Origin of the sequence: Streptomyces sp. NPDC052236 (genome assembly GCF_044548015.1) — a bacterium.
Classification (GTDB): Bacteria; Actinomycetota; Actinomycetes; order Streptomycetales; family Streptomycetaceae; genus Streptomyces.
In genome coordinates this window covers 330,412-350,356 of record NZ_JBIUBL010000006.1, presented here as the reverse complement: position 1 = coordinate 350,356, position 19,945 = coordinate 330,412, and the positions used below count along the sequence as shown (strand labels likewise).

General features: G+C 68.9%; 12 protein-coding genes, 1 tRNA gene and 1 rRNA gene. 11 read left to right on the top strand and 3 right to left on the bottom strand.

The genetic code is table 11. The features are described 5' to 3' along the window. Positions 1 to 183: 183 nt before the first annotated feature. Both rrf and ACIHCQ_RS13770 read left to right on the top strand, forming a co-directional pair. A 5S ribosomal RNA gene (gene rrf, locus ACIHCQ_RS13775) occupies positions 184 to 300 on the top strand. Positions 301 to 460: 160 nt separating this feature from the next. Beyond that, a tRNA-Thr gene (locus ACIHCQ_RS13770) sits at positions 461 to 533 on the top strand. A gap of 61 nt (positions 534 to 594) precedes the next feature. Here the strand turns inward: ACIHCQ_RS13770 and ACIHCQ_RS13765 are convergent. After that, positions 595 to 3,222 (bottom strand): SpoIIE family protein phosphatase, encoded by a 2,628-nt coding sequence (locus tag ACIHCQ_RS13765; protein WP_399661436.1) that lies wholly within the window; start codon positions 3,220 to 3,222, stop codon positions 595 to 597. A gap of 285 nt (positions 3,223 to 3,507) precedes the next feature. On the opposite strand from ACIHCQ_RS13765, the gene ACIHCQ_RS13760 reads away from it, so the two are divergent. The 9 genes from ACIHCQ_RS13760 (at position 3,508) to ACIHCQ_RS13720 (ending at position 17,886) form a co-directional block, all read left to right on the top strand. Continuing rightward, positions 3,508 to 9,066, top strand: coding sequence for a HAMP domain-containing protein (locus ACIHCQ_RS13760; RefSeq protein ID WP_399661434.1), 5,559 nt, complete (start codon positions 3,508 to 3,510; stop codon positions 9,064 to 9,066). A gap of 269 nt (positions 9,067 to 9,335) precedes the next feature. Beyond that, positions 9,336 to 10,019 carry a two-component system response regulator gene (locus ACIHCQ_RS13755; protein WP_399661432.1) on the top strand — a complete coding sequence of 228 codons (684 nt, stop codon included), beginning with the start codon at positions 9,336 to 9,338 and terminating at the stop codon, positions 10,017 to 10,019. A gap of 137 nt (positions 10,020 to 10,156) precedes the next feature. Then, complete coding sequence (locus tag ACIHCQ_RS13750; protein ID WP_399661475.1) at positions 10,157 to 13,045, top strand: DNA translocase FtsK; 2,889 nt, start codon at positions 10,157 to 10,159, stop codon at positions 13,043 to 13,045. A gap of 208 nt (positions 13,046 to 13,253) precedes the next feature. Next, positions 13,254 to 14,075: a helix-turn-helix domain-containing protein gene (locus tag ACIHCQ_RS13745; protein WP_399661473.1), complete on the top strand. Its 822-nt coding sequence runs from the start codon at positions 13,254 to 13,256 to the stop codon at positions 14,073 to 14,075. Between the two features lie 58 nt (positions 14,076 to 14,133). Further along, a complete protein-coding gene (gene rimO, locus ACIHCQ_RS13740) occupies positions 14,134 to 15,654 on the top strand; it encodes a 30S ribosomal protein S12 methylthiotransferase RimO (protein WP_399661431.1) in 1,521 nt (506 codons plus the stop codon). After that, complete coding sequence (pgsA, locus tag ACIHCQ_RS13735; RefSeq protein WP_399661428.1) at positions 15,651 to 16,367, top strand: CDP-diacylglycerol--glycerol-3-phosphate 3-phosphatidyltransferase; 717 nt, start codon at positions 15,651 to 15,653, stop codon at positions 16,365 to 16,367. The genes rimO and pgsA overlap by 4 nt, the downstream gene beginning before the upstream one ends. 38 nt (positions 16,368 to 16,405) lie before the next feature. Beyond that, positions 16,406 to 16,939, top strand: coding sequence for a CinA family protein (locus ACIHCQ_RS13730; RefSeq protein ID WP_399661427.1), 534 nt, complete (start codon positions 16,406 to 16,408; stop codon positions 16,937 to 16,939). 90 nt (positions 16,940 to 17,029) lie between these two features. Continuing rightward, a complete protein-coding gene (locus ACIHCQ_RS13725; RefSeq protein WP_399661425.1) occupies positions 17,030 to 17,413 on the top strand; it encodes a helix-turn-helix domain-containing protein in 384 nt (127 codons plus the stop codon). Between the two features lie 224 nt (positions 17,414 to 17,637). After that, the gene (locus ACIHCQ_RS13720) at positions 17,638 to 17,886 is read left to right on the top strand and encodes a hypothetical protein (protein WP_399661422.1); all 249 of its coding nucleotides are present in this window, start codon (positions 17,638 to 17,640) and stop codon (positions 17,884 to 17,886) included. Here ACIHCQ_RS13720 and ACIHCQ_RS13715 read toward each other — a convergent pair. Continuing rightward, positions 17,834 to 18,598 (bottom strand): SDR family NAD(P)-dependent oxidoreductase, encoded by a 765-nt coding sequence (locus ACIHCQ_RS13715; protein WP_399661420.1) that lies wholly within the window; start codon positions 18,596 to 18,598, stop codon positions 17,834 to 17,836. The two genes, ACIHCQ_RS13720 and ACIHCQ_RS13715, sit on opposite strands and share 53 nt — an antisense overlap. Positions 18,599 to 18,634: 36 nt before the next feature. Then, entirely contained in the window at positions 18,635 to 19,465 is an 831-nt protein-coding gene (locus ACIHCQ_RS13710; RefSeq protein WP_399661418.1) for an Fpg/Nei family DNA glycosylase, read from the bottom strand. Between the last annotated feature and the right edge of the window lie 480 nt (positions 19,466 to 19,945).

Sequence of the window (19,945 nt, the reverse complement as noted above, 5' to 3'; positions counted from 1 at the left end):
GGTTGATAGGCCAGATGTGGAAGCCCTGTAAGGGGTGGAGCTGACTGGTACTAATAGGCCGAGGGCTTGTCCTCAGTTGCTCGCGTCCACTGTGTTGTTCTGAAACAACGAACCGTCGAACCCCTCTACACCCGTATGCATGGGTGTAGGGCCTGGGTTCCGGCTCATACAGTTTCATAGTGTTTCGGTGGTCATAGCGTAAGGGAAACGCCCGGTTACATTCCGAACCCGGAAGCTAAGCCTTTCAGCGCCGATGGTACTGCAGGGGGGACCCTGTGGGAGAGTAGGACGCCGCCGAACAATCATTGTGGGAATGCCCCGCACCTCTGGTGCGGGGCATTCCTGCGTTCAAGATCACTTTCTGGGATGATGAGGAATGCATGGTTCAGGATCGTCCACAGATGGTTCTGGGAAGCCGCGTGTTCGAGGTATGATCTATCCCGTTGCCGCAGCGCAACTCGCCCCAATAGCTCAGTCGGTAGAGCGTCTCCATGGTAAGGAGAAGGTCTACGGTTCGATTCCGTATTGGGGCTCGGCAAACAAGAAGGCCCCCGCCACCGGCGGGGGCCTTCTCTGCGTTCGAGGGGTCATGGGTCAGGACCTTTGCGGCTCCGGCACGCGCATCGCGAGGATCGCCATGTCGTCGGAGGCGGGTTCGGCAGCGAAGCGCTCGACCGCCCGCAGCACGCGAGAGGCGACCGCGCCCGCCGTCAGGCCGGTGCAGGTGGTCAGGACCTCGATCAGGCCGTCGTCGCCCAGCATCCGGGTGCCCTCGCGGCGTTCGGTGACGCCGTCGGTGACACAGAGCAGTACGTCGCCCGGGTCGAGGGTCACCGTCTGCTCGTACAGCTCCAGGTCGTCCATCACGCCGAGCAGCGGCTGTGGCTCCGCCGCGGCTTCCACCGTGCCGTCCTGGCGCAGACGCAGCGGGAGAGGATGGCCCGCGCAGACGATCTTGAGGATGGCGCTGCCGTCCTCCTGTGGCCACAACTCGCCATAAAGGAGCGTCAGGAAGCGGCTGCGCGCGCCCTCGTCGAGGATCGCCGCGTTCAGGCGCTCCAGGACCGCGGGGCCGCCGAAGCCCTCCCGGGCGAGCAGGCGCAGGGCGTGGCGCGCCAGGCCGGTGACGGCCGCGGCCTCCGGGCCCGTACCGCAGACGTCGCCGATGGCGAAGCCGTACGCGCCGTCGCGGATCGGGAAGAGGTCGTAGAAGTCGCCGCCGACTTCGTTTCCCTCGCCGGCCGCGCGGTAGATGACCTCGACCTCGACGCCTTCGATGAGGGGGAGTTCCGGCGGCAGCAGGCTGCGCTGGAGGGACTGGCTGATGGCCATCCGCTCGGAGTACAGGCGGGCGTTGTCGAGCGCGAGGGCCGCTCGGCGGGAGAGATCCTCGGCGAGCTCCAGGATTTCCTGGCGGAAGTGGTCGTCGGACGGCTTGCCGAGGGTCAGCATGCCGATGACGCGGTTGCGGGCGACCAGCGGCAGGACCACCGTCTCGCCGCCGACCGCGGCGGCCGTGGCGAGGGTGGTGCCGATGCCGGAGGAGACCGGCGGCGTGGAGCCCTGGATGAGTTCGCGCTTGGAGGTGCGCAACGCGGCGGCCTGCCCCGCTTCGGCGGGGGCCGTCCAGATCCGGGCGCCGGGAGTGGGCACCGGTTCGGGCGGGTCGATCTTCGAGAGCAGGGCCTTGAGGCCGTCGATGCGTTCCTCGTCCTCATGCAGTACGTAACTGAGGTACGGCTCCGAGGCCTGGTCGGCGATCGTGTAGACGGCGCACCAGGTGGCGAGGGTGGGGACCGTCATCTGGGCCATCAGCGCCAGGGTCTGGTCCCGGTCGAGCGTCCCGGCCAGCAGGTCCGAGGCCTCCACCAGGAAGGAGAGGGAGCCGCGGCGCAGGCGTTCCAGTTCGCCCAGGCGGGCCGACTCGACGGCCAGGGCGATGCGGTCGGCGGCGAACTGGAGGCGCAGGGCCTCCTCGTTGGAGTAGCGGCCCGCGGTTTCGGCGGCGACGCCGAGGGAGCCGGTGAGGCGGCCCTCGACCTTGAGCGGGACCGTCACGACCGAGCGCATGCCGGTGGAGTTGAGCAGCGGGACGGCACCCGGGACGGCCGCGAGGTCCTCGTGGACCGCGGGCATTCTCGCGGAGCCGTAGCGGTTGGTGCCCGCCTCGACGGGGACGCGGGCGAACCGCTGGCGGGCCGAGGGGAGTCCGGTGGTGGCCCGTACTTCAAGTTCGGTTTCGTCGTCGGTGGCCAGCAGCAGGAAGGCGGCGTCGCCGTCGAGCATGTCGCGGGCGCGCTCGACCGTGCGCTGGAGGAGGCCGTCGAGATCCTCGGGGGCGGGGGAGCCGATGAAGACCTCGAAGGGGTCGGCGGCGTGGCTGTCGGCGCCCCCTTCGGTCACGGGAGTGCGCTGTGGGCTCTGGATGACGGCGCGTTCGTCGTCGCGTACGAGGAGGCAGACGGTGGAGGGTTCGCCGTGCGTGTCCCTTACCCGAAGGTGTGAGGCGTAGACGGGGATGACGCGGCCGTCGTTGCCGCGGACTCCGTAACTGCCTTCCCAGCGGGAGAGTTGGAGCGCCTCGGCGATGCCGGTGCCGATGCCGGGGGTGTGCGGCCAGGCGGCGATGTCGGTCAGGGGCTTGCCCATGACCTGTTCGGCGGCGTAGCCGAAGAGGTGCGCGGCGTCCTCGTTCCATACGGCGATCGCGCCCCCGCGATCGATCTGGACGAGTGCTACGCGTACGCGCTGGTCGGCGACGGGGAGGAGCGTGGTGGGCACCACCGGACCGGCCGAGCGGGCGCCCACCGGGCGCTGGGGGAGGTCGAGTTGGAACCACACCTGTTTGTTGGTGGGGGTGTACTCGACGCCCCAGCGCGAAGCGAGGGCGGCGCACAGCAGCAGTCCCCGGCCGTTCTCGCGGTCGGGGCTGCCGAGGGAGCGGCCGGTGCCCTGGATGGGGATGTCACGTTCGGGGTAGCGGTCGGCGACTTCGACGCGTACGCCGCCGTCCGTACGCAGACACAGAACGTCGGCCGCGGTGCCGGCGTGGATGACGGCATTGGTCACCAGCTCGCTGGTGAGAACCACCGCGTCGTCGACGACGTCGGAGTAGCCCCAACCCTGCAGGGTGTCGCGGACAAAGCTGCGCGCCGTCGCGACAGAGCGGCCGACCGGTTCGAAGGTGGCAGCCGCCCGTGCGGTGATCACAGCACTCCCCATTGGTGTCGCGTCGCTTCCCCGAGTCCTGTGCCCGTTTCTCGCTGCTTCGATGCTGCTTTGATTCGCTTGCCAGGCTAGACGGTCGGCCCCGGCCGCGTGGCATGGAGTCCCGCACTCGGGAAGGACAAGCCGTGACCTTGGGTGTGACCTTGTAGGCTTCAGCGATTTGACGCCCGTGCAGTCACACGTCAACTGTTGACCGCGGCAGTGAGCCACAGTGGAACACTGGGCAAGCTTTCCTAGGACAGCCCGGGCAGTACGGTCAACCCCTGCGGGAGGGACACGGTGGAGTCTGGCACGGCGGCGCGTGGCAACAACACACGCGCGAAAGGCGGACGATCCCGGAGCAATGGGACGACTGAAGTCGATACGGCGGCGCTCAACAGACTGCTGGCGGCTCTGGTCTCCATGCGGGACGGGAATTTCCGACGGCGGCTGACCGTGTCCGGCGACGGAGTGATGGCCGAGATTTCGGCCGTCTTCAACGAAGTCGCCGACCGTAATCTGCACTTGACGGGCGAACTGGCGCGCGTACGCCGGACGGTCGGTCGCGAGGGGAAGCTGACCGAACGGCTGGAGACCGGGACCTGCGAGGGCTCCTGGGCAGCGGCCATCGACGCCTCGAACGCGCTGGTGGACGACCTGGCGCGGCCCGTGTCCGAGGTGGGGCGGGTCCTTTCGGCGGTGGCCGACGGTGACCTGGAGCAGCGCATGGAGCTGCGCTCGCACTCCGCTGACGGCATGGACGGTACGGAGGGATCCGTACGGCCGCTGCGCGGCGAATTCCTGAAGGTCGCGCGTACGGTCAACAACCTGGTCGACCAGCTGTCGGCGTTCACCGACGAGGTGACGCGGGTGGCGCTGGAGGTCGGCACTCACGGCAAACTCGGCGGCCAGGCCCAGGTGCGCGGAATGTCCGGATCATGGAAGGATCTCACGGATTCGGTCAACACCATGGCGTACCGGCTGACCGCGCAGGTACGTGACATCGCTCTCGTCACCACCGCCGTGGCCAAGGGCGATCTGTCACGCAAGGTCACCGTCCATGTGGCGGGCGAGATGCTTCAGCTGAAGAACACCGTCAATACGATGGTCGACCAGCTGTCCTCGTTCTCGTCCGAGGTGACCCGCGTGGCCCGGGAGGTCGGCACGGAGGGCGAGCTCGGCGGGCAGGCGACCGTGCCCGGTGTGGCGGGAGTGTGGAAGGACCTCACCGATTCGGTGAACACCATGGCCGGCAACCTCACCAACCAGGTGCGCGGCATCGCCGAGGTGACCACGGCGGTCGCCAACGGCGATCTGTCGCAGAAGGTCACGGTGAGCGCGCGCGGCGAGGTCGCTCAGCTCGCCGAGACCATCAATCAGATGACGGAAACGCTGCGTACGTTCGCGGACGAGGTCACCCGCGTGGCGAGCGAGGTCGGGGCCGAGGGTCTGCTCGGTGGCCAGGCACAGGTGCCGGGTGCCGCCGGGACCTGGAAGGACCTCACCGACTCGGTGAACACCGTCTTCCGGAACCTCACCACGCAGGTGCGGGACATCGCGCAGGTGACGACGGCTGTCGCGAACGGCGATCTGTCGCAGAAGGTCACCGTCGATGTGGCGGGCGAGATGCTGGAGCTGAAGAACACCGTCAACACGATGGTGAAGCAGCTGCAGTCCTTCGGGTCCGAAGTGACGCGGGTGGCCCGGGAAGTCGGCGTCGAGGGGCGTCTCGGCGGCCAGGCGGAGGTGCCCGGCGCCGCAGGGACGTGGAAGGACCTCACGGACTCGGTGAATACGGCGTTCCGGAACCTCACCGGCCAGGTGCGGGACATCGCGCAGGTGACGACGGCTGTCGCCAATGGCGATCTGTCGCAGAAGGTCACCGTCGATGTCGCGGGTGAGATGCTGGAGCTGAAGAACACCGTCAACACCATGGTGGCGCAGCTCTCCTCGTTCGCGGATCAGGTCACGCGCATGGCGCGGGACGTGGGTACGGAGGGCCGCCTCGGCGGCCAGGCGCGGGTCGACGGCGTCAGCGGTACGTGGAAGGAACTGACCGACTCCGTCAACTTCATGGCAGGGAACCTCACCTCACAGGTGCGGCAGATCGCGCAAGTAACGACAGCCGTCGCCCGCGGTGACCTGTCGCAGAAGATCGATGTGGACGCGCGCGGCGAGATCCTCGAACTGAAGAACACCATCAACACCATGGTCGACCAGCTCTCGGCCTTCGCCGAGCAGGTGACGCGGGTCGCGCGTGAGGTGGGTACGGACGGCCGTCTCGGCGGTCAGGCGCAGGTGCCCGGCGTCGCCGGAGTTTGGCGTGATCTGACCGATTCGGTGAACGGCATGGCCGGAAACCTGACCGCTCAGGTCCGTAACATCGCACAGGTCGCCACCGCGGTGGCGCGCGGTGACCTGTCGCAGAAGATCGATGTGGACGCGCGCGGCGAGATCCTCGAACTGAAGAACACCCTCAACACGATGGTCGACCAGCTCTCGAACTTCGCGGAGCAGGTGACCCGGGTGGCCCGCGAGGTGGGCACCGAGGGCATCCTCGGCGGCCAGGCAGAGGTCCAGGGCGTCTCCGGTACCTGGAAGGACCTCACACAGTCCGTCAACTTCATGGCGAACAACCTGACTTCGCAGGTGCGCAATATCGCCGAGGTCACCACCGCGGTCGCCAAGGGCGACCTCTCCAAGAAGATCACCGTCGATGCCAAGGGCGAGATCCTGGAGCTGGTGACGACGGTCAACACGATGGTCGACCAGCTGCTGGACTTCGCGGACGAGGTGACCAGGATCGCCCGTGAGGTGGGCACGGAAGGCGTCCTGGGCGGTCAGGCGCGGGTGCGCGGGGTCGCCGGCATCTGGAAGGACCTCAGCGACAACGTCAACCTGATGGCCAACAACCTGACCAGCCAGGTGCGGAACATCTCCCGGGTCTCGGCGGCGGTCGCCAACGGCGATCTGACGAAGAAGGTGACGGTCGAGGCGCGCGGCGAGGTCGCGGAGCTCGCCGACACCGTCAACACCATGGTGACGACGCTGTCGTCGTTCGCCGACGAGGTGACCCGGGTGGCCCGCGAGGTGGGCACGGAGGGCGAGTTGGGCGGCCAGGCGCATGTGCCGGGTGTCTCCGGCACGTGGAAGGACCTCACCGAGTCCGTGAACTCGATGGCGTCCAATCTGACCGGCCAGGTCCGGCAGATCGCCACGGTCACCACCGCCATCGCCAAGGGCGATCTCACCCGGAAGATCGACATCGATGCGCGGGGAGAGATCCTTGAGCTGAAGACCACCATCAACACCATGGTCGACCAGCTGTCCTCGTTCGCCGAGGAGGTCACGAGGGTGGCCCGTGAGGTGGGTACGGACGGTCAGCTGGGCGGCCAGGCACGGGTGCGGGACGTCGACGGCACCTGGCGCGACCTCACCGAGTCGGTGAACGAGATGGCCGGGAACCTCACCCGGCAGGTGCGCGCGATCGCGGCCGTGGCGACCGCGGTGACCCGCGGCGATCTGAACCTCAAGATCGATGTGGACGCGGCGGGCGAGATCCAGGTCCTCCAGGACAACATCAACACGATGATCGCGAACCTTCGTGACACCACCCAGGCCAATGAGGAACAGGACTGGCTCAAGGGCAATCTGGCCCGTATCTCCGGCCTGATGCAGGGCCGGCGCGATCTGGAGGACGTGGCGTCGCTCATCATGAGCGAGCTCACGCCCGTCGTGGCGGCGCAGCACGGCGCGTTCTTCCTGGCGATGCAGACGGGCAGCCGCTCGGATGTGCTGACGCGCGGGGAGGCCTCGTACGAGCTGTGCATGCGCGGCAGTTACGGCTACTCCGCCGGTCTGATGCCCACGTCCTTCCGGCCGGGCGAGGCGCTCATCGGGACCGCCGCCGAGGAGAAGCGCACGATTCAGGTCAATGTGCCGCCGGGCTATCTGCGGATCTCCTCCGGCCTCGGTGAGGCCTCGCCGGCGTATGTGATCGTGCTGCCGGTGCTGTTCGAGGGGAAGGTCCTCGGCGTGATCGAGCTGGCGTCGTTCCAGCCCTTCACCCAGATCCAGCGCGACTTCCTCAACCAGATCGCCGAAATGATCGCGACGAGCGTCAACACCATCAGCGTCAATACGAAGACCGAGGTGCTGCTCAAGCAGTCGCAGGAGCTGACCGAGCAACTGCGGGAGCGCTCCGCGGAGCTGGAGAACCGGCAGAAGGCACTCCAGGCGTCCAACGCCGAACTGGAGGAGAAGGCCGAGCTGCTGGCCCGGCAGAACCGCGACATCGAGGTGAAGAACACCGAGATCGAAGAGGCCAGGCAGGTGCTGGAGGAGCGCGCCGAGCAGCTCGCGGTGTCGATGCGCTACAAGTCGGAGTTCTTGGCGAACATGTCGCACGAGCTGCGTACGCCGCTCAACTCGCTTCTGATTCTGGCCAAGTTGCTCGCGGACAACGCCGAGGGCAATCTCTCGCCGAAGCAGGTGGAGTTCGCCGAGACCATCCACGGCGCGGGCTCCGACCTGCTCCAGCTGATCAACGACATCCTCGACCTGTCGAAGGTCGAGGCGGGCAAGATGGACGTCAGCCCGACCCGTATCGCGCTGGTCCAGCTGGTCGACTATGTGGAGGCGACCTTCCGCCCGCTGACCGCGGAGAAGGGGCTCGACTTCTCCGTACGGGTCTCGCCGGAGCTTCCGGCGACACTGCACACCGACGAGCAGCGACTGCTGCAGGTGCTGCGCAATCTGCTGTCCAACGCGGTGAAGTTCACCGACAGCGGCGCGGTGGAGCTGGTGATCCGGCCGGCGAGCGCCGATGTGCCGCAGTCGATCCGCGAGCAGCTGCTGGAGGCCGGGTCGCTGCGCGACGCGGACGCCGATCTGATCGCCTTCTCGGTCACCGACACCGGGATCGGGATCGCGGCGAGCAAGATGCGGGTGATCTTCGAGGCGTTCAAGCAGGCGGACGGCACGACCAGCCGCAAGTACGGCGGCACGGGTCTGGGGCTGTCGATCAGCCGGGAGATCGCCCGGCTGCTGGGCGGCGAGATCTACGCGATGAGCGAACCGGGCCGCGGCTCGACGTTCACGCTCTATCTGCCTCTTCACCCGAGCGAACTGCCGCCGCAGGGCTACCCGCAGCTGGCCCCCGGCGCCGTCGACCCGATGGGGCCCCGGGGCACGGCCGGCGACGGCGCGGCGGACGGCGGTATGCGGGAACTGGTGCGGCCGGCCGAGCTCTCCGACGCGAACACCGGTCCGGCCGTGCTGTTCCGGCGCCGCCGCAAGGCGCTCGGCGCGGTGGACCAGCGTTCCGCGCTGACCGGTCGGCCGGGCGTCGGGCAGCCGGGCGGCCACGGGGGCGGTGGCCGGCTGGGCGGCGCGCAGGCGGGCGCGCAGGCGCCGGGACAGGACCAGTGGGGCCTGACGCCCGGCGGCCAGGAGGGACCCGAGCCGCGGCGCACGTTCGGTTTCAACGGCGAGAAAGTGCTCATCGTCGACGACGACATCCGCAATGTCTTCGCGCTCACCAGCGTGCTGGAACAGCACGGCCTGTCGGTGCTGTATGCCGAGAACGGCCGCGAGGGCATCGAAGTCCTGGAGCAGCACGACGATGTGACGCTGGTGCTGATGGACATCATGATGCCCGAGATGGACGGGTACGCGACGACGACGGCGATCCGCAGGATGCCGCAGTTCGCGGGTCTGCCGATCATCGCGCTCACCGCGAAAGCGATGAAGGGCGACCGGGAGAAGGCCATTGAGTCCGGCGCCTCCGACTACGTCACCAAGCCGGTGGATCCCGACCATTTGCTCTCTGTGATGGAGCAGTGGATGCGAGGAGAGTGACCGGGGCATGTACGGTTTCCCTCAGTCGCTGTGCCGTCGCTGTCTCAAGGGCTGCTGACTGACGGTGGCCGAAGGAGTGTGGGTCGGCGATATCCGGGGAACCTTCTGGTCTCCCACAACGTTTGTGCTTCGTGCACAGTGACATCGCGGTGACAGGGTGTGGCGACAGGCGGGGTGCGGCTACCATGACCGGCACAAGGACGGGCGGCGCCAGGGAGTCGTCCCCTGGGGCGGCGCCCGGTGCACTTCCGGGGCGAGGAGGGCGGGCCATGGTGCAGAAGGCCAAGATCCTTCTGGTCGATGACCGGCCGGAGAATCTGCTGGCGCTGGAGGCCATCCTCTCCGCGCTGGATCAGACGCTGGTGCGGGCATCGTCAGGGGAGGAAGCGCTCAAAGCGCTGCTGACGGACGATTTCGCGGTCATTCTGCTGGATGTTCAGATGCCTGGCATGGACGGATTCGAGACAGCCGCGCACATCAAGCGGCGGGAGCGGACCCGCGACATCCCGATCATCTTTCTCACCGCGATCAACCACGGCCCCCACCACACTTTCCGGGGGTACGCCGCGGGCGCGGTCGACTACATCTCCAAGCCGTTCGACCCCTGGGTGCTGCGCGCGAAGGTCTCGGTCTTCGTGGAGCTGTACATGAAGAACTGCCAACTGCGGGAGCAGGCCGCGCTTCTCAGGCTTCAGCTGGAGGGCGGCGGCGGGCAGTCCCGGCCCGGCGACAAGGAGCCCGCGGGCCTTCTCGCCGAGCTGTCGGCGCGGCTCGCGGCGGTTGAGGAGCAGGCGGAAGCGCTGTCCAAGCAGCTCGACGACGACTCCGCGGACGCCGCGGCCGTCGCCACCGCGGCCCATCTCGAACGCAAACTGACCGGTTTGCGCCGGGCGCTCGACGCGCTGGAGCCGGGTGCGGGCGGCAATACGCCGACACTGCCCTCGCAGAGTTGACCAGAGGCTGAGCGGATCCGTACGTCTGTCCGTCGCTTGAGTGTCCGTCAGTCTTACGCCTCCGACAGGTGCGACACGTACGAGTGAAGCGGTAGGCACACGTGTCCACCGCCGTCGACACCGGTAACCTCACCACCATGGCCTCAAGTACGTCCGGCAAAGGTTCCCAGGGCGCGGCGGGCACCGCGAAACCGCGCGCCGGCCGTACGACCGGCGCCGCGAAGCAGGCGGTGCCCGTCAAGAAAGCCCCCGTCGGCAAGCCCGCCGCCAAACCCGGGGCGAAGAAGAGCGCGCCCGCGAAGAAGGCACCCGCCAAGAAGCCCGCGGGGAAGAAGAGCGCGGGGAAGAAGGCTGCCGGGCCGCCGCCCCCGAAGCCCGCGCCGTCCCCCACGGCGGGCGTGTACCGCGTCGTACGCGCCCTGTGGCTCGGCCTCGCGCACGCCGTGGGGGCGATGTTCCGCTCCATAGGGCGGGGCGCGAAGGGACTCGACCCAGCGCACCGCAAGGACGGCCTGGCCCTGCTCCTCATCGGTCTGGCGCTGATCATCGCCGCGGGCACCTGGTCCCAGCTGCGCGGCCCCGTCGGCGATCTGGTCGAGATGCTGGTGACCGGCGCCTTCGGCCGGCTCGATCTGCTGGTGCCGATACTGCTGGGCACGATCGCCGTACGCCTGATCCTCTATCCCGAGAAGCCCGAGGCCAACGGCCGGATCGTGATCGGTCTGTCCGCGCTCGTCATCGGGGTGCTGGGCCAGGTCCACATCGCCTGTGGCTCGCCGGGCCGCGGGGAGGGCACCGAGGCGATGCAGGACGCGGGCGGGCTGATCGGCTGGGGCGCCTCCAAGCCGCTGATCTTCACCATGGGCGAGGTCCTGGCCGTACCGCTGCTCGTCCTGCTCACCGTCTTCGGCCTGCTCGTCGTCACCGCGACGCCGGTCAACGCCATTCCGCAGCGGCTGTGGCTGCTCGGCTCCAAGCTCGGCCTCGTCCAACGGCCGTACGAGCCCGGGGCCGAGGGCGAGGCCACGGACGACGCCATGGACGACGACGAGCGGTACGACGACCAGTGGCGCGAGGCGCTGCCCGCCCGCGGGCGCCGCTCGTCCGCGCGCCGCGGCGCTGCGTCGGCGGAATTCGACCCGGACGATCCGGACGACGTGGAGCAGGTCGCGCGGGCCGAGCAGGAGGCTCTCGCCAAGCGGCGGCGGTCGCGCAGGGGCTCCGCGCTGCCCGCCATGGACAGGCCCATGGGCCGGCCGATGGATGCCGTGGACGTGGCCGCGGCCGCCGCCGCGGCGCTGGACGGGGCCGTACTGCACGGCATGCCGCCCTCGCCGCTGGTCGCCGGGCTCACCCGGGACCTCACCGAGGACCGGCAACGGGCGGTCAGCGCCGTACCGACAGCGCGCGAGCCCGAGCAGCCCGAGCCGAAACAGCGCGAGGCGGGGGCGCTCGTACCGGATCTCACCAAGCCCGCGCCCAGCGATGCGCAGTCCCAGTCGCAGTCCCAGCCCCTGCCGCCGCGCGCCGAACAGCTCCAGCTCGCCGGGGACATCACGTACTCCCTGCCCTCCCTCGACCTGCTGGAGCGCGGCGGCCCCGGCAAGACGCGCAGCGCCGCCAACGACGTGATCGTCGCCTCGCTCACCAATGTCTTCATGGAGTTCAAGGTCGACGCGGCCGTCACCGGCTTCACCCGCGGTCCGACCGTCACCCGGTACGAGGTCGAGCTCGGCCCGGCCGTGAAGGTCGAGCGGATCACCGCGCTCACCAAGAACATCGCGTACGCCGTCGCCAGCCCGGACGTACGGATCATCTCCCCCATCCCCGGCAAGTCCGCGGTCGGCATCGAGATCCCCAACACCGACCGCGAGATGGTCAACCTCGGCGATGTACTGCGCCTCGCCGACGCGGCCGAGGACGATCACCCCATGCTGGTCGCGCTCGGCAAGGACGTCGAGGGCGGCTATGTGATGGCCAACCTCGCGAAGATGCCCCACATGCTGGTCGCGGGCGCGACCGGATCCGGAAAGTCCTCCTGCATCAACTGCCTGATCACGTCGGTGATGGTGCGCGCGACACCGGAGGACGTACGGATGGTGCTGGTCGACCCCAAGCGGGTCGAACTCACCGCGTACGAAGGCATTCCGCACCTGATCACGCCGATCATCACCAACCCCAAGCGGGCAGCCGAGGCCCTGCAGTGGGTCGTGCGGGAGATGGATCTGCGCTACGACGATCTTGCCGCCTTCGGCTTCCGCCATATCGACGACTTCAACCAGGCCATCAGGAACGGCAAGGTCAAGCTGCCCGAAGGCAGCGAGCGCGAGCTCACCCCGTATCCGTATCTGCTGGTGATCGTGGACGAGCTCGCCGACCTGATGATGGTCGCGCCGCGCGACGTCGAGGACGCCATCGTCCGTATCACGCAACTGGCGCGTGCCGCGGGCATCCATCTGGTGCTGGCCACCCAGCGGCCCTCGGTCGATGTCGTCACCGGCCTGATCAAGGCGAACGTGCCCTCGCGGCTCGCCTTCGCGACCTCCTCGCTCGCCGACAGCCGGGTCATCCTCGACCAGGTGGGCGCCGAGAAGCTGATCGGCAAGGGAGACGGCCTGTTCCTGCCGATGGGCGCGAACAAACCGACGCGTATGCAGGGCGCGTTTGTGACCGAGGAAGAGGTCGCGGCGGTCGTCCAGCACTGCAAGGATCAGATGGCGCCCGTCTTCCGTGACGACGTGGTGGTCGGGACGAAGCAGAAAAAGGAGATCGACGAGGACATCGGCGACGATCTGGATCTGCTCTGCCAGGCCGCCGAGCTGGTGGTGTCCACTCAGTTCGGCTCCACATCGATGCTCCAGCGCAAGCTGCGCGTCGGCTTCGCCAAGGCCGGCCGGCTGATGGATCTGATGGAGTCACGCGGCATCGTCGGGCCGAGCGAGGGCTCCAAGGCACGCGATGTTCTGGTGAAACCGGATGAACTCGATGGAGTGCTGGCCGTGATCCGCGGGGAGTCTCACTCGTGAGGGATTCGAGAGCAACCGTTTCCCTTGGTCAGACGTCAAGTTGGTGGAAAGAGAGAATGTTGCCCCACCATCACGATGACAGCCTGTTTTCAGCCATTCCGCGCCATTCCGATGGCGTACAAAGCACCTCCGCCCAGTTGCCCCACCCTTTCGTACCACCCCTAGACTGAACCTCCAGCAGGTGGCTACACGCTTGAAAGGCACCCCCGTGTCCATCGGCAACTCCCCCGAAGACGACCGGCCTTCCCTCGAGGACGACCGGCCTTCGATCGGTCGCGCGCTCCAGCAGGCCCGTATCGACGCAGGCCTGACCGTCGACGAGGTCAGCTCCTCCACCAGGGTGCGCATCCCCATCGTGCACGCGATCGAGCAGGACGACTTCTCCCGCTGCGGCGGAGCCGTCTATGCCCGCGGACATATCCGCACTGTCGCGCGCGCCATCGGGCTCGACCCCGAACCGCTCGTCGAGCAGTACGACGCGGAACACGGCGGCCGGCCCGCGCCGACTCCTGCCGCGCCGCTCTTCGAGGCCGAGCGCATCCGTCCCGAACGCCGCCGCCCCAACTGGACCGCCGCCATGGTCGCCGCGATTGTCGCCGTGGTCGGTTTTGTCGGCTTCACGCTCGTCAATGGCGCCGACAGCGGCGATGACAGCAACGTCGCGGAGGGTCCGGGTGCCGGGCAGACGGCGACCCCGACGAAGACCGCCACCACCAAGCCCACCGAGGTCAAGCCCGACCCGACGGACGCCATCGCGGCGGTCCCGAAGGACAAGGTGACGGTGAAGCTCACCGTCGTGGGCGCCAAGAGCTGGATCTCCGCCAAGTCGCACAACGGCAAGCTGCTCTTCGACGGGACGCTGCGCAAGGGCGATTCCAAGACCTTCCAGGACGACGAGCGGGTCGACCTGATCCTCGGGAGCGCCGGAGCGATCGAGCTGTACGTGAACGGCAAGAAGATCGAGGACAAGTTCGAGAGCGGCCAGGTCGAGCGGCTTTCGTACACAAAGGGTGACCCCGAAGTCGGTTAACCGCCTCGTGATCACCTCGCGGCGGGGGCGTGGGCCGGGACAAAGTAGTCTTGAGCCCATGCCCGAACGCCGTACCGTCGCCCTTGTCACTCTTGGCTGCGCCCGTAACGAGGTGGACTCGGAGGAGCTCGCAGGCCGCTTGGCAGCGGACGGCTGGGAGCTCGTCGAGGAAGCCGCCGACGCGGATGTCGCAGTCGTCAACACCTGTGGATTCGTCGAAGCCGCCAAGAAGGACTCCGTCGACGCTCTGCTGGAAGCCAATGATCTGAAGGACCACGGCAAGACCCGCGCCGTGGTCGCCGTCGGCTGTATGGCCGAGCGGTACGGCAAGGAGCTCGCCCAGGCGCTGCCCGAGGCGGACGGTGTGCTCGGCTTCGACGACTACGCCGACATCTCCGAACGCCTGGGGACCATCCTCAACGGCGGCATCCACGCCTCCCACACCCCGCGCGACCGGCGCAAGCTGCTGCCGCTGAGCCCTGTCGAGCGGCAGGGGGCCACCGGTGTGGCGCTGCCCGGGCACGGCGATAACGCGGCGTCCGCAGTCGCGACGGCCCTGGACCCGGCGCTGGACCAGGCCCCGGCTCCGGAGGACCTGCCGGAAGGCGTCGCTCCGGTCTCCGGGCCGCGTGCGCCCCTGCGGCGCCGCCTGGGCACCAGCCCCGTCGCCTCGGTCAAGCTCGCCTCCGGCTGCGACCGGCGCTGCTCCTTCTGTGCCATTCCGTCCTTCCGCGGCTCCTTCATCTCGCGCCGGCCCAGCGATGTGCTGAACGAGACCCGCTGGCTCGCCGAGCAGGGCGTGAAGGAGGTCATGCTGGTCTCCGAGAACAACACCTCGTACGGCAAGGACCTCGGCGACATCCGTCTCCTGGAGACGCTGCTGCCGGAACTGGCCGAGGTGGACGGTATCGAGCGGGTGCGGGTCAGCTATCTGCAGCCCGCGGAGATGCGGCCGGGGCTGATCGAGGTCCTCACATCGACGCCGAAGGTCGCGCCGTACTTCGATCTCTCCTTCCAGCACTCCGCCCCGGGCGTGCTGCGCGCCATGAGGCGCTTCGGTGACACCGAGCGCTTCCTGGAGCTGCTGGCGACAATCCGCTCCAAGGCCCCGCTCGCGGGTGTGCGGTCCAACTTCATCGTCGGCTTCCCCGGCGAGAGCGAGGCCGACTTCGCCGAGCTGGAACGCTTCCTCACCGGGGCGCGGCTGGATGCCATCGGCATCTTCGGGTACTCCGACGAGGACGGCACCGAGGCCGTCACGTACGACGGGAAGCTGGACGCCGACGTCATCGCGGAGCGGCTGGAGCACCTCTCGCGGCTCGCGGAGGAGCTGACCGCGCAGCGCGCCGAGGAGCGGCTGGGCGAGAGCCTCACGGTGCTGGTGGAGTCCAGCGGCGGCGAGGATGGCGAAGAGCGCGCGGTGGGTCGGGCGGCGCACCAGGCGCCGGAGACGGACGGCCAGGTGATCTTCACCTCGGCCCGTGGGCTGGTTCCCGGCCGTATGGTCGAGGCGAAGGTCGTGGGCACGGAAGGCGTCGACCTGGTGGCCGAGTGTCTTGATGAGGAGGCGTGCGGATGACCGGAGTGCCTGCGTCCGCGGGCGGCGCCGGTAGGCCTGCGCCCGGTGGCAAGCTGGGCGCTGCGGCCGTCAATCAGGCCAGCGTGTGGAACATCGCCAATATCCTGACCATGGTGCGGCTGGTGCTGGTGCCGGGTTTCGTCATGCTGTTGCTGCACGACGGCGGGGAGGACCCCGTCTGGCGGGCGTGGGCGTGGGCGGCGTTCGCCGTCGCCATGATCACCGACATCTTCGACGGCCATCTGGCTCGTACGTACAACCTGGTCACGGACTTCGGCAAGATCGCCGACCCGATCGCCGACAAGGCGATCATGGCCGCCGGGCTGATCTGTCTGTCGTCGCTGGGCGATCTTCCGTGGTGGGTGACCGGCGTCATTCTCAGCCGTGAGCTGGGGATCACGCTGATGCGGTTCTGGGTGATCCGGCACGGGGTCATTCCGGCCAGTCGCGGCGGGAAGATCAAGACGCTCGCGCAGGGCACGGCGGTGGCGATGTACGTTCTCGCACTGACGGGTCCGCTGGCGACGCTGAGGTTCTGGGTGATGGCGCTCGCGGTCGTACTGACCGTGGTCTCCGGCCTGGACTATGTGCGGGAGGCGATCGTGCTGAGGCGGCGGGGGCTCGCGGAGGCGCGTGCGGCGACAGCGGGCGATGCGGTTACGGGCGATGCGACTGCGGGAGACGACGTACGGGAAGGGCCGGGCGCGCGGTGAAGAGCGCGGCTGAGGCGACTCCGGCTGCTGTGGGTGCTGTGGCGGCTCAGGTGCTGGCGCTGCTCGCGGAGCGTGGCGAGACGCTGGCCGTCGCCGAGTCGCTGACCGGCGGTCTGGTGGCCGCCGAGCTCACTGCCGTACCAGGCGCCTCGAAGTCTTTCCGCGGCTCCGTCACGGCGTACGCGACCACCCTGAAGAAGGAACTGCTGGGGGTCGACGGCACCCTCCTGGCGGAGCGTGGCGCGGTGGATCCCGAGGTCGCACGGCAGATGGCTGCGGGGGTGCGGGTGGCGCTGGGCGCCGACTGGGGACTCGCGACCACCGGTGTCGCCGGGCCCGAAGGGCAGGACGGGCAGCCGGTCGGGACGGTTTTTGTGGCTGTCGCGGGACCGGTCGGTAAAGGGAAAGTGGCCGCGTTGCGATTGAACGGGGGCCGGGAGGACATCCGTAGAGAGAGTGTACGGAGCGTGCTTGAGCTGCTCTCCGGCGAACTGCGCGGAAATGCGCGAACACAGGAAGACACCAGGATACGGAACAGAACGGGGGGACTTGATGTTTGCAGCCCTAAGTGAACACGACATCGCTCCCCGCACGGCCGCGGCGCGAGGCGGTACGGTGGGGCGTGAAGGATGCGGCTACGCGGTCCGAGGAGGGAGCCACCGATGATTCTGCTCCGTCGCCTACTGGGTGACGTGCTGCGTCGGCAGCGCCAGCGCCAGGGCCGTACTCTGCGCGAGGTCTCCTCGTCCGCCCGAGTATCGCTCGGCTATCTCTCCGAGGTTGAGCGGGGGCAGAAGGAGGCATCCTCCGAGTTGCTCTCTGCGATCTGCGTCGCACTCGACGTACGGATGTCCGAGCTCATGCGAGAAGTGAGCGACGAGCTGTCATTGGCCGAGCTGGCCGAGTCGGCAGCGGCGAGTGGGTCGGTACCTGCGCCAGTACGCCCGATGCTCAATTCCGTCTCCGTGACGTCGGTGGCGGGTGGGCCGACGGAGCGGGTGACCATCAAGGCGCCTGCGGAGGCGGTCGACGTCGTCGCTGCCTGATCCGTACGGTCAGCCCCGGTCGGGCCCTAGTGGCCGACCGGGGTTTTTCCTTGTCCGGACAACTGTCCGGACGACCGCGGCTCGGGGCTCGGACTGCGGATGCCGGGTCCTCGTCGCACCCTGGAAGAGGGCCGGAGGACCGGTGCCCCGCGCGCCGGGTGTGAACCGGTGCGCTCTCCCTGCGGGCGATCGCGCCGGTCTAGCGTGGGCCGGAGGAGGCAGCCATGGCACTTCGCGGGGTGGTCCTCGTGCCGGTGGCCGTCGCTCTCGGGCTTGTGGCCGGTGGGCTGTGGTGGTGGGCCGCGCTGCGGCTGGTGGTCGCGCCGGAGCGGGCGGGGCTGGTCGAGGGCGCGATGGTGGCGGGCGGGTGGGGGCTGAGTCTGCTGCCGGTGCATGTGACGGCTTCCCGTTCTCGCTGGGTCACCAGGGCATCGCGACGCCACCGTTGGGGCGCACGATCTGGCCCGTCGTGAACGAGGACGCGTCGGACGCCAGGTGAAGGACCGCGTGCGCGATGTCCTCGGGCTCGCCGACACGGCCGAGTGGCGATCGCCGGACCATCGCCGCCTCGATCTGCTGCTGGAGTGACTCGTCGTGGCGGTCGGTCATGGGGGTGCGGACCCAGCCGGGGGCGATGGCGTTGACCCGGATGGCGTGCGGCCCGAGCTCGGTCGCGAGGGTCTTGGTGAGCTGGACCACCGCTGCCTTGGCCGCGCTGTAGCAGAGCAGACCGGCTTGGGCGGAGTCGACGGCGCCCGAGGCCATGGTGACGATGGAGCCCGGGGTGCCCGCGGCGATCATCGCCCGGGCTGCCTCCTGGCAGGCGTAGAGGATTCCCTTGAAGTTGACGGCGAGGACGCGGTCGAGATCCTCGTCGCGCGTCTCCAGGACCGGGCTGTTGTGCATGATGCCCGCGATGGCGGCCAATACGTGGAGCTGGTCCACGCTCTCGATCGCCGCCTTGAGCGCGCCGCGGTCGGTGACGTCGAGGGTGTGGGTGCGGGCGGCGCCGCCCACGTTGGTGATCAGGGTCTGGGTCCCGTGGAGGCCCTTTTCGTCGAGGTCGGCGCAGTGGACGGTGGCTCCCGCCTCGGCGAGCAGGACGGCGGAGGCACGGCCGATGCCGCCGGCCGCGCCCGTGACGAACGCGGTGCGGCCGGTGAGGTCGTACGCCTTGAGGGGCATGCGGGGACCGTACGACCGCATCTGACGGTACGTCAACTAGTCAACTGCCGGCTGGTCAGCCGGTCGGCCGGTTGGCCCCGCTTGGCAGCGAGGGCACCAGTAGGTGGGGCGTTCGCGGCCGTCGCCCTTGTCGGACTGGTCGGCCTTGCGGATAGGTGTGCCGCAGCGCAGGCACGGCTGACCCTCGCGGCCGTACACATACAGGCGCTGGTCCGTGCGTGTGGCTGTGGTGCGGCGGGCGGGTCGGTCCTTGTTGGCTTCGAGGAGCCGGTGGGCGGTGCTGACCAGCCGCTCCGGGATACCGGAGGGCAACTCGCCGATCGGAAGCCATGGGGTCGCGCGGGCCATGAAGGCCAGCTCCGACTTGTAGATATTGCCGATGCCCGCGAGGTTGCGCTGATCGAGGAGTGCCTCGCCGAGGGGGCGGGCGGGGTCGGCGAGCAGATTGGCCAGGGCGGCGTCCGGATCCCAGCCGGGGCCGAGCAGGTCCGGGCCGAGGTGTCCCACGACCTGCTGCTCGTCGGCCGTGCGCAGCACTTCCAGGACGGGCAGGCGGTAGCCGACGGCGGTGTGGGCGGCGTTCGAGAGGACGGCACGAATCTGGTGCCCTGGCCCACCGCGCCAGCGCTCCCCGGAGCCGTACACCTGCCAGGAGCCGTCCATGCGGAGGTGGGAGTGGAGGGTGAGACCGCCTTCGACGCGGGTGAGGAGATGCTTGCCGCGCGGAGTGACGTCCAGGACGATCCGCCCGGTGAGATCGACGGTGGCGAACCGCGGGACGCGCAGGTCGAACCGGGTCAGGATCTGCCCGGCGAGGGCGTCGTGCAGCCGCCGGGCGGTCAGCCAGACGTTGTCTCCTTCGGGCATGACTCCATGATGCGGGACACGGTGATGCGGAACACGGTGATGCGCGGACGGGCCGGGACGTGCCGACTCGGCTGCTGGTTACGGCTCCGGCGGGTACGGGGCCGGGCTGCCGCGAAATGCGGCGAGTTACGGCTGCGGGCTCGGCCCGGACCCGCAGCCGGAGGCAGGACGCGGTCGGACTCCGGCTGCGAGGGCGGTCAGAAGCGCTACGCGGCTGACTGCCTGCGGGCGCGGGTGCGGGGCGGTGCCCCTCCCGTGCGGGACGCGACGGCGCGGGCTCCGTAGACCGCCCTGGTGCCCGCTCTGGTCGCCCCGGGGTGCGGCAGAGGGCCCGCAGGGCCGGCTCGGGCCCGGACCCCTGTGCGGGACGCGGCTGTGGTGGGCCGCACAGGGTACTCAGCAGCGCAGTAGTTGGCTTCAGGAGGCTCAGTGAGGCTGGGGCAGGGCCAGGGCGTAGCCCTGTGAGCCGCCTGTCGTTCT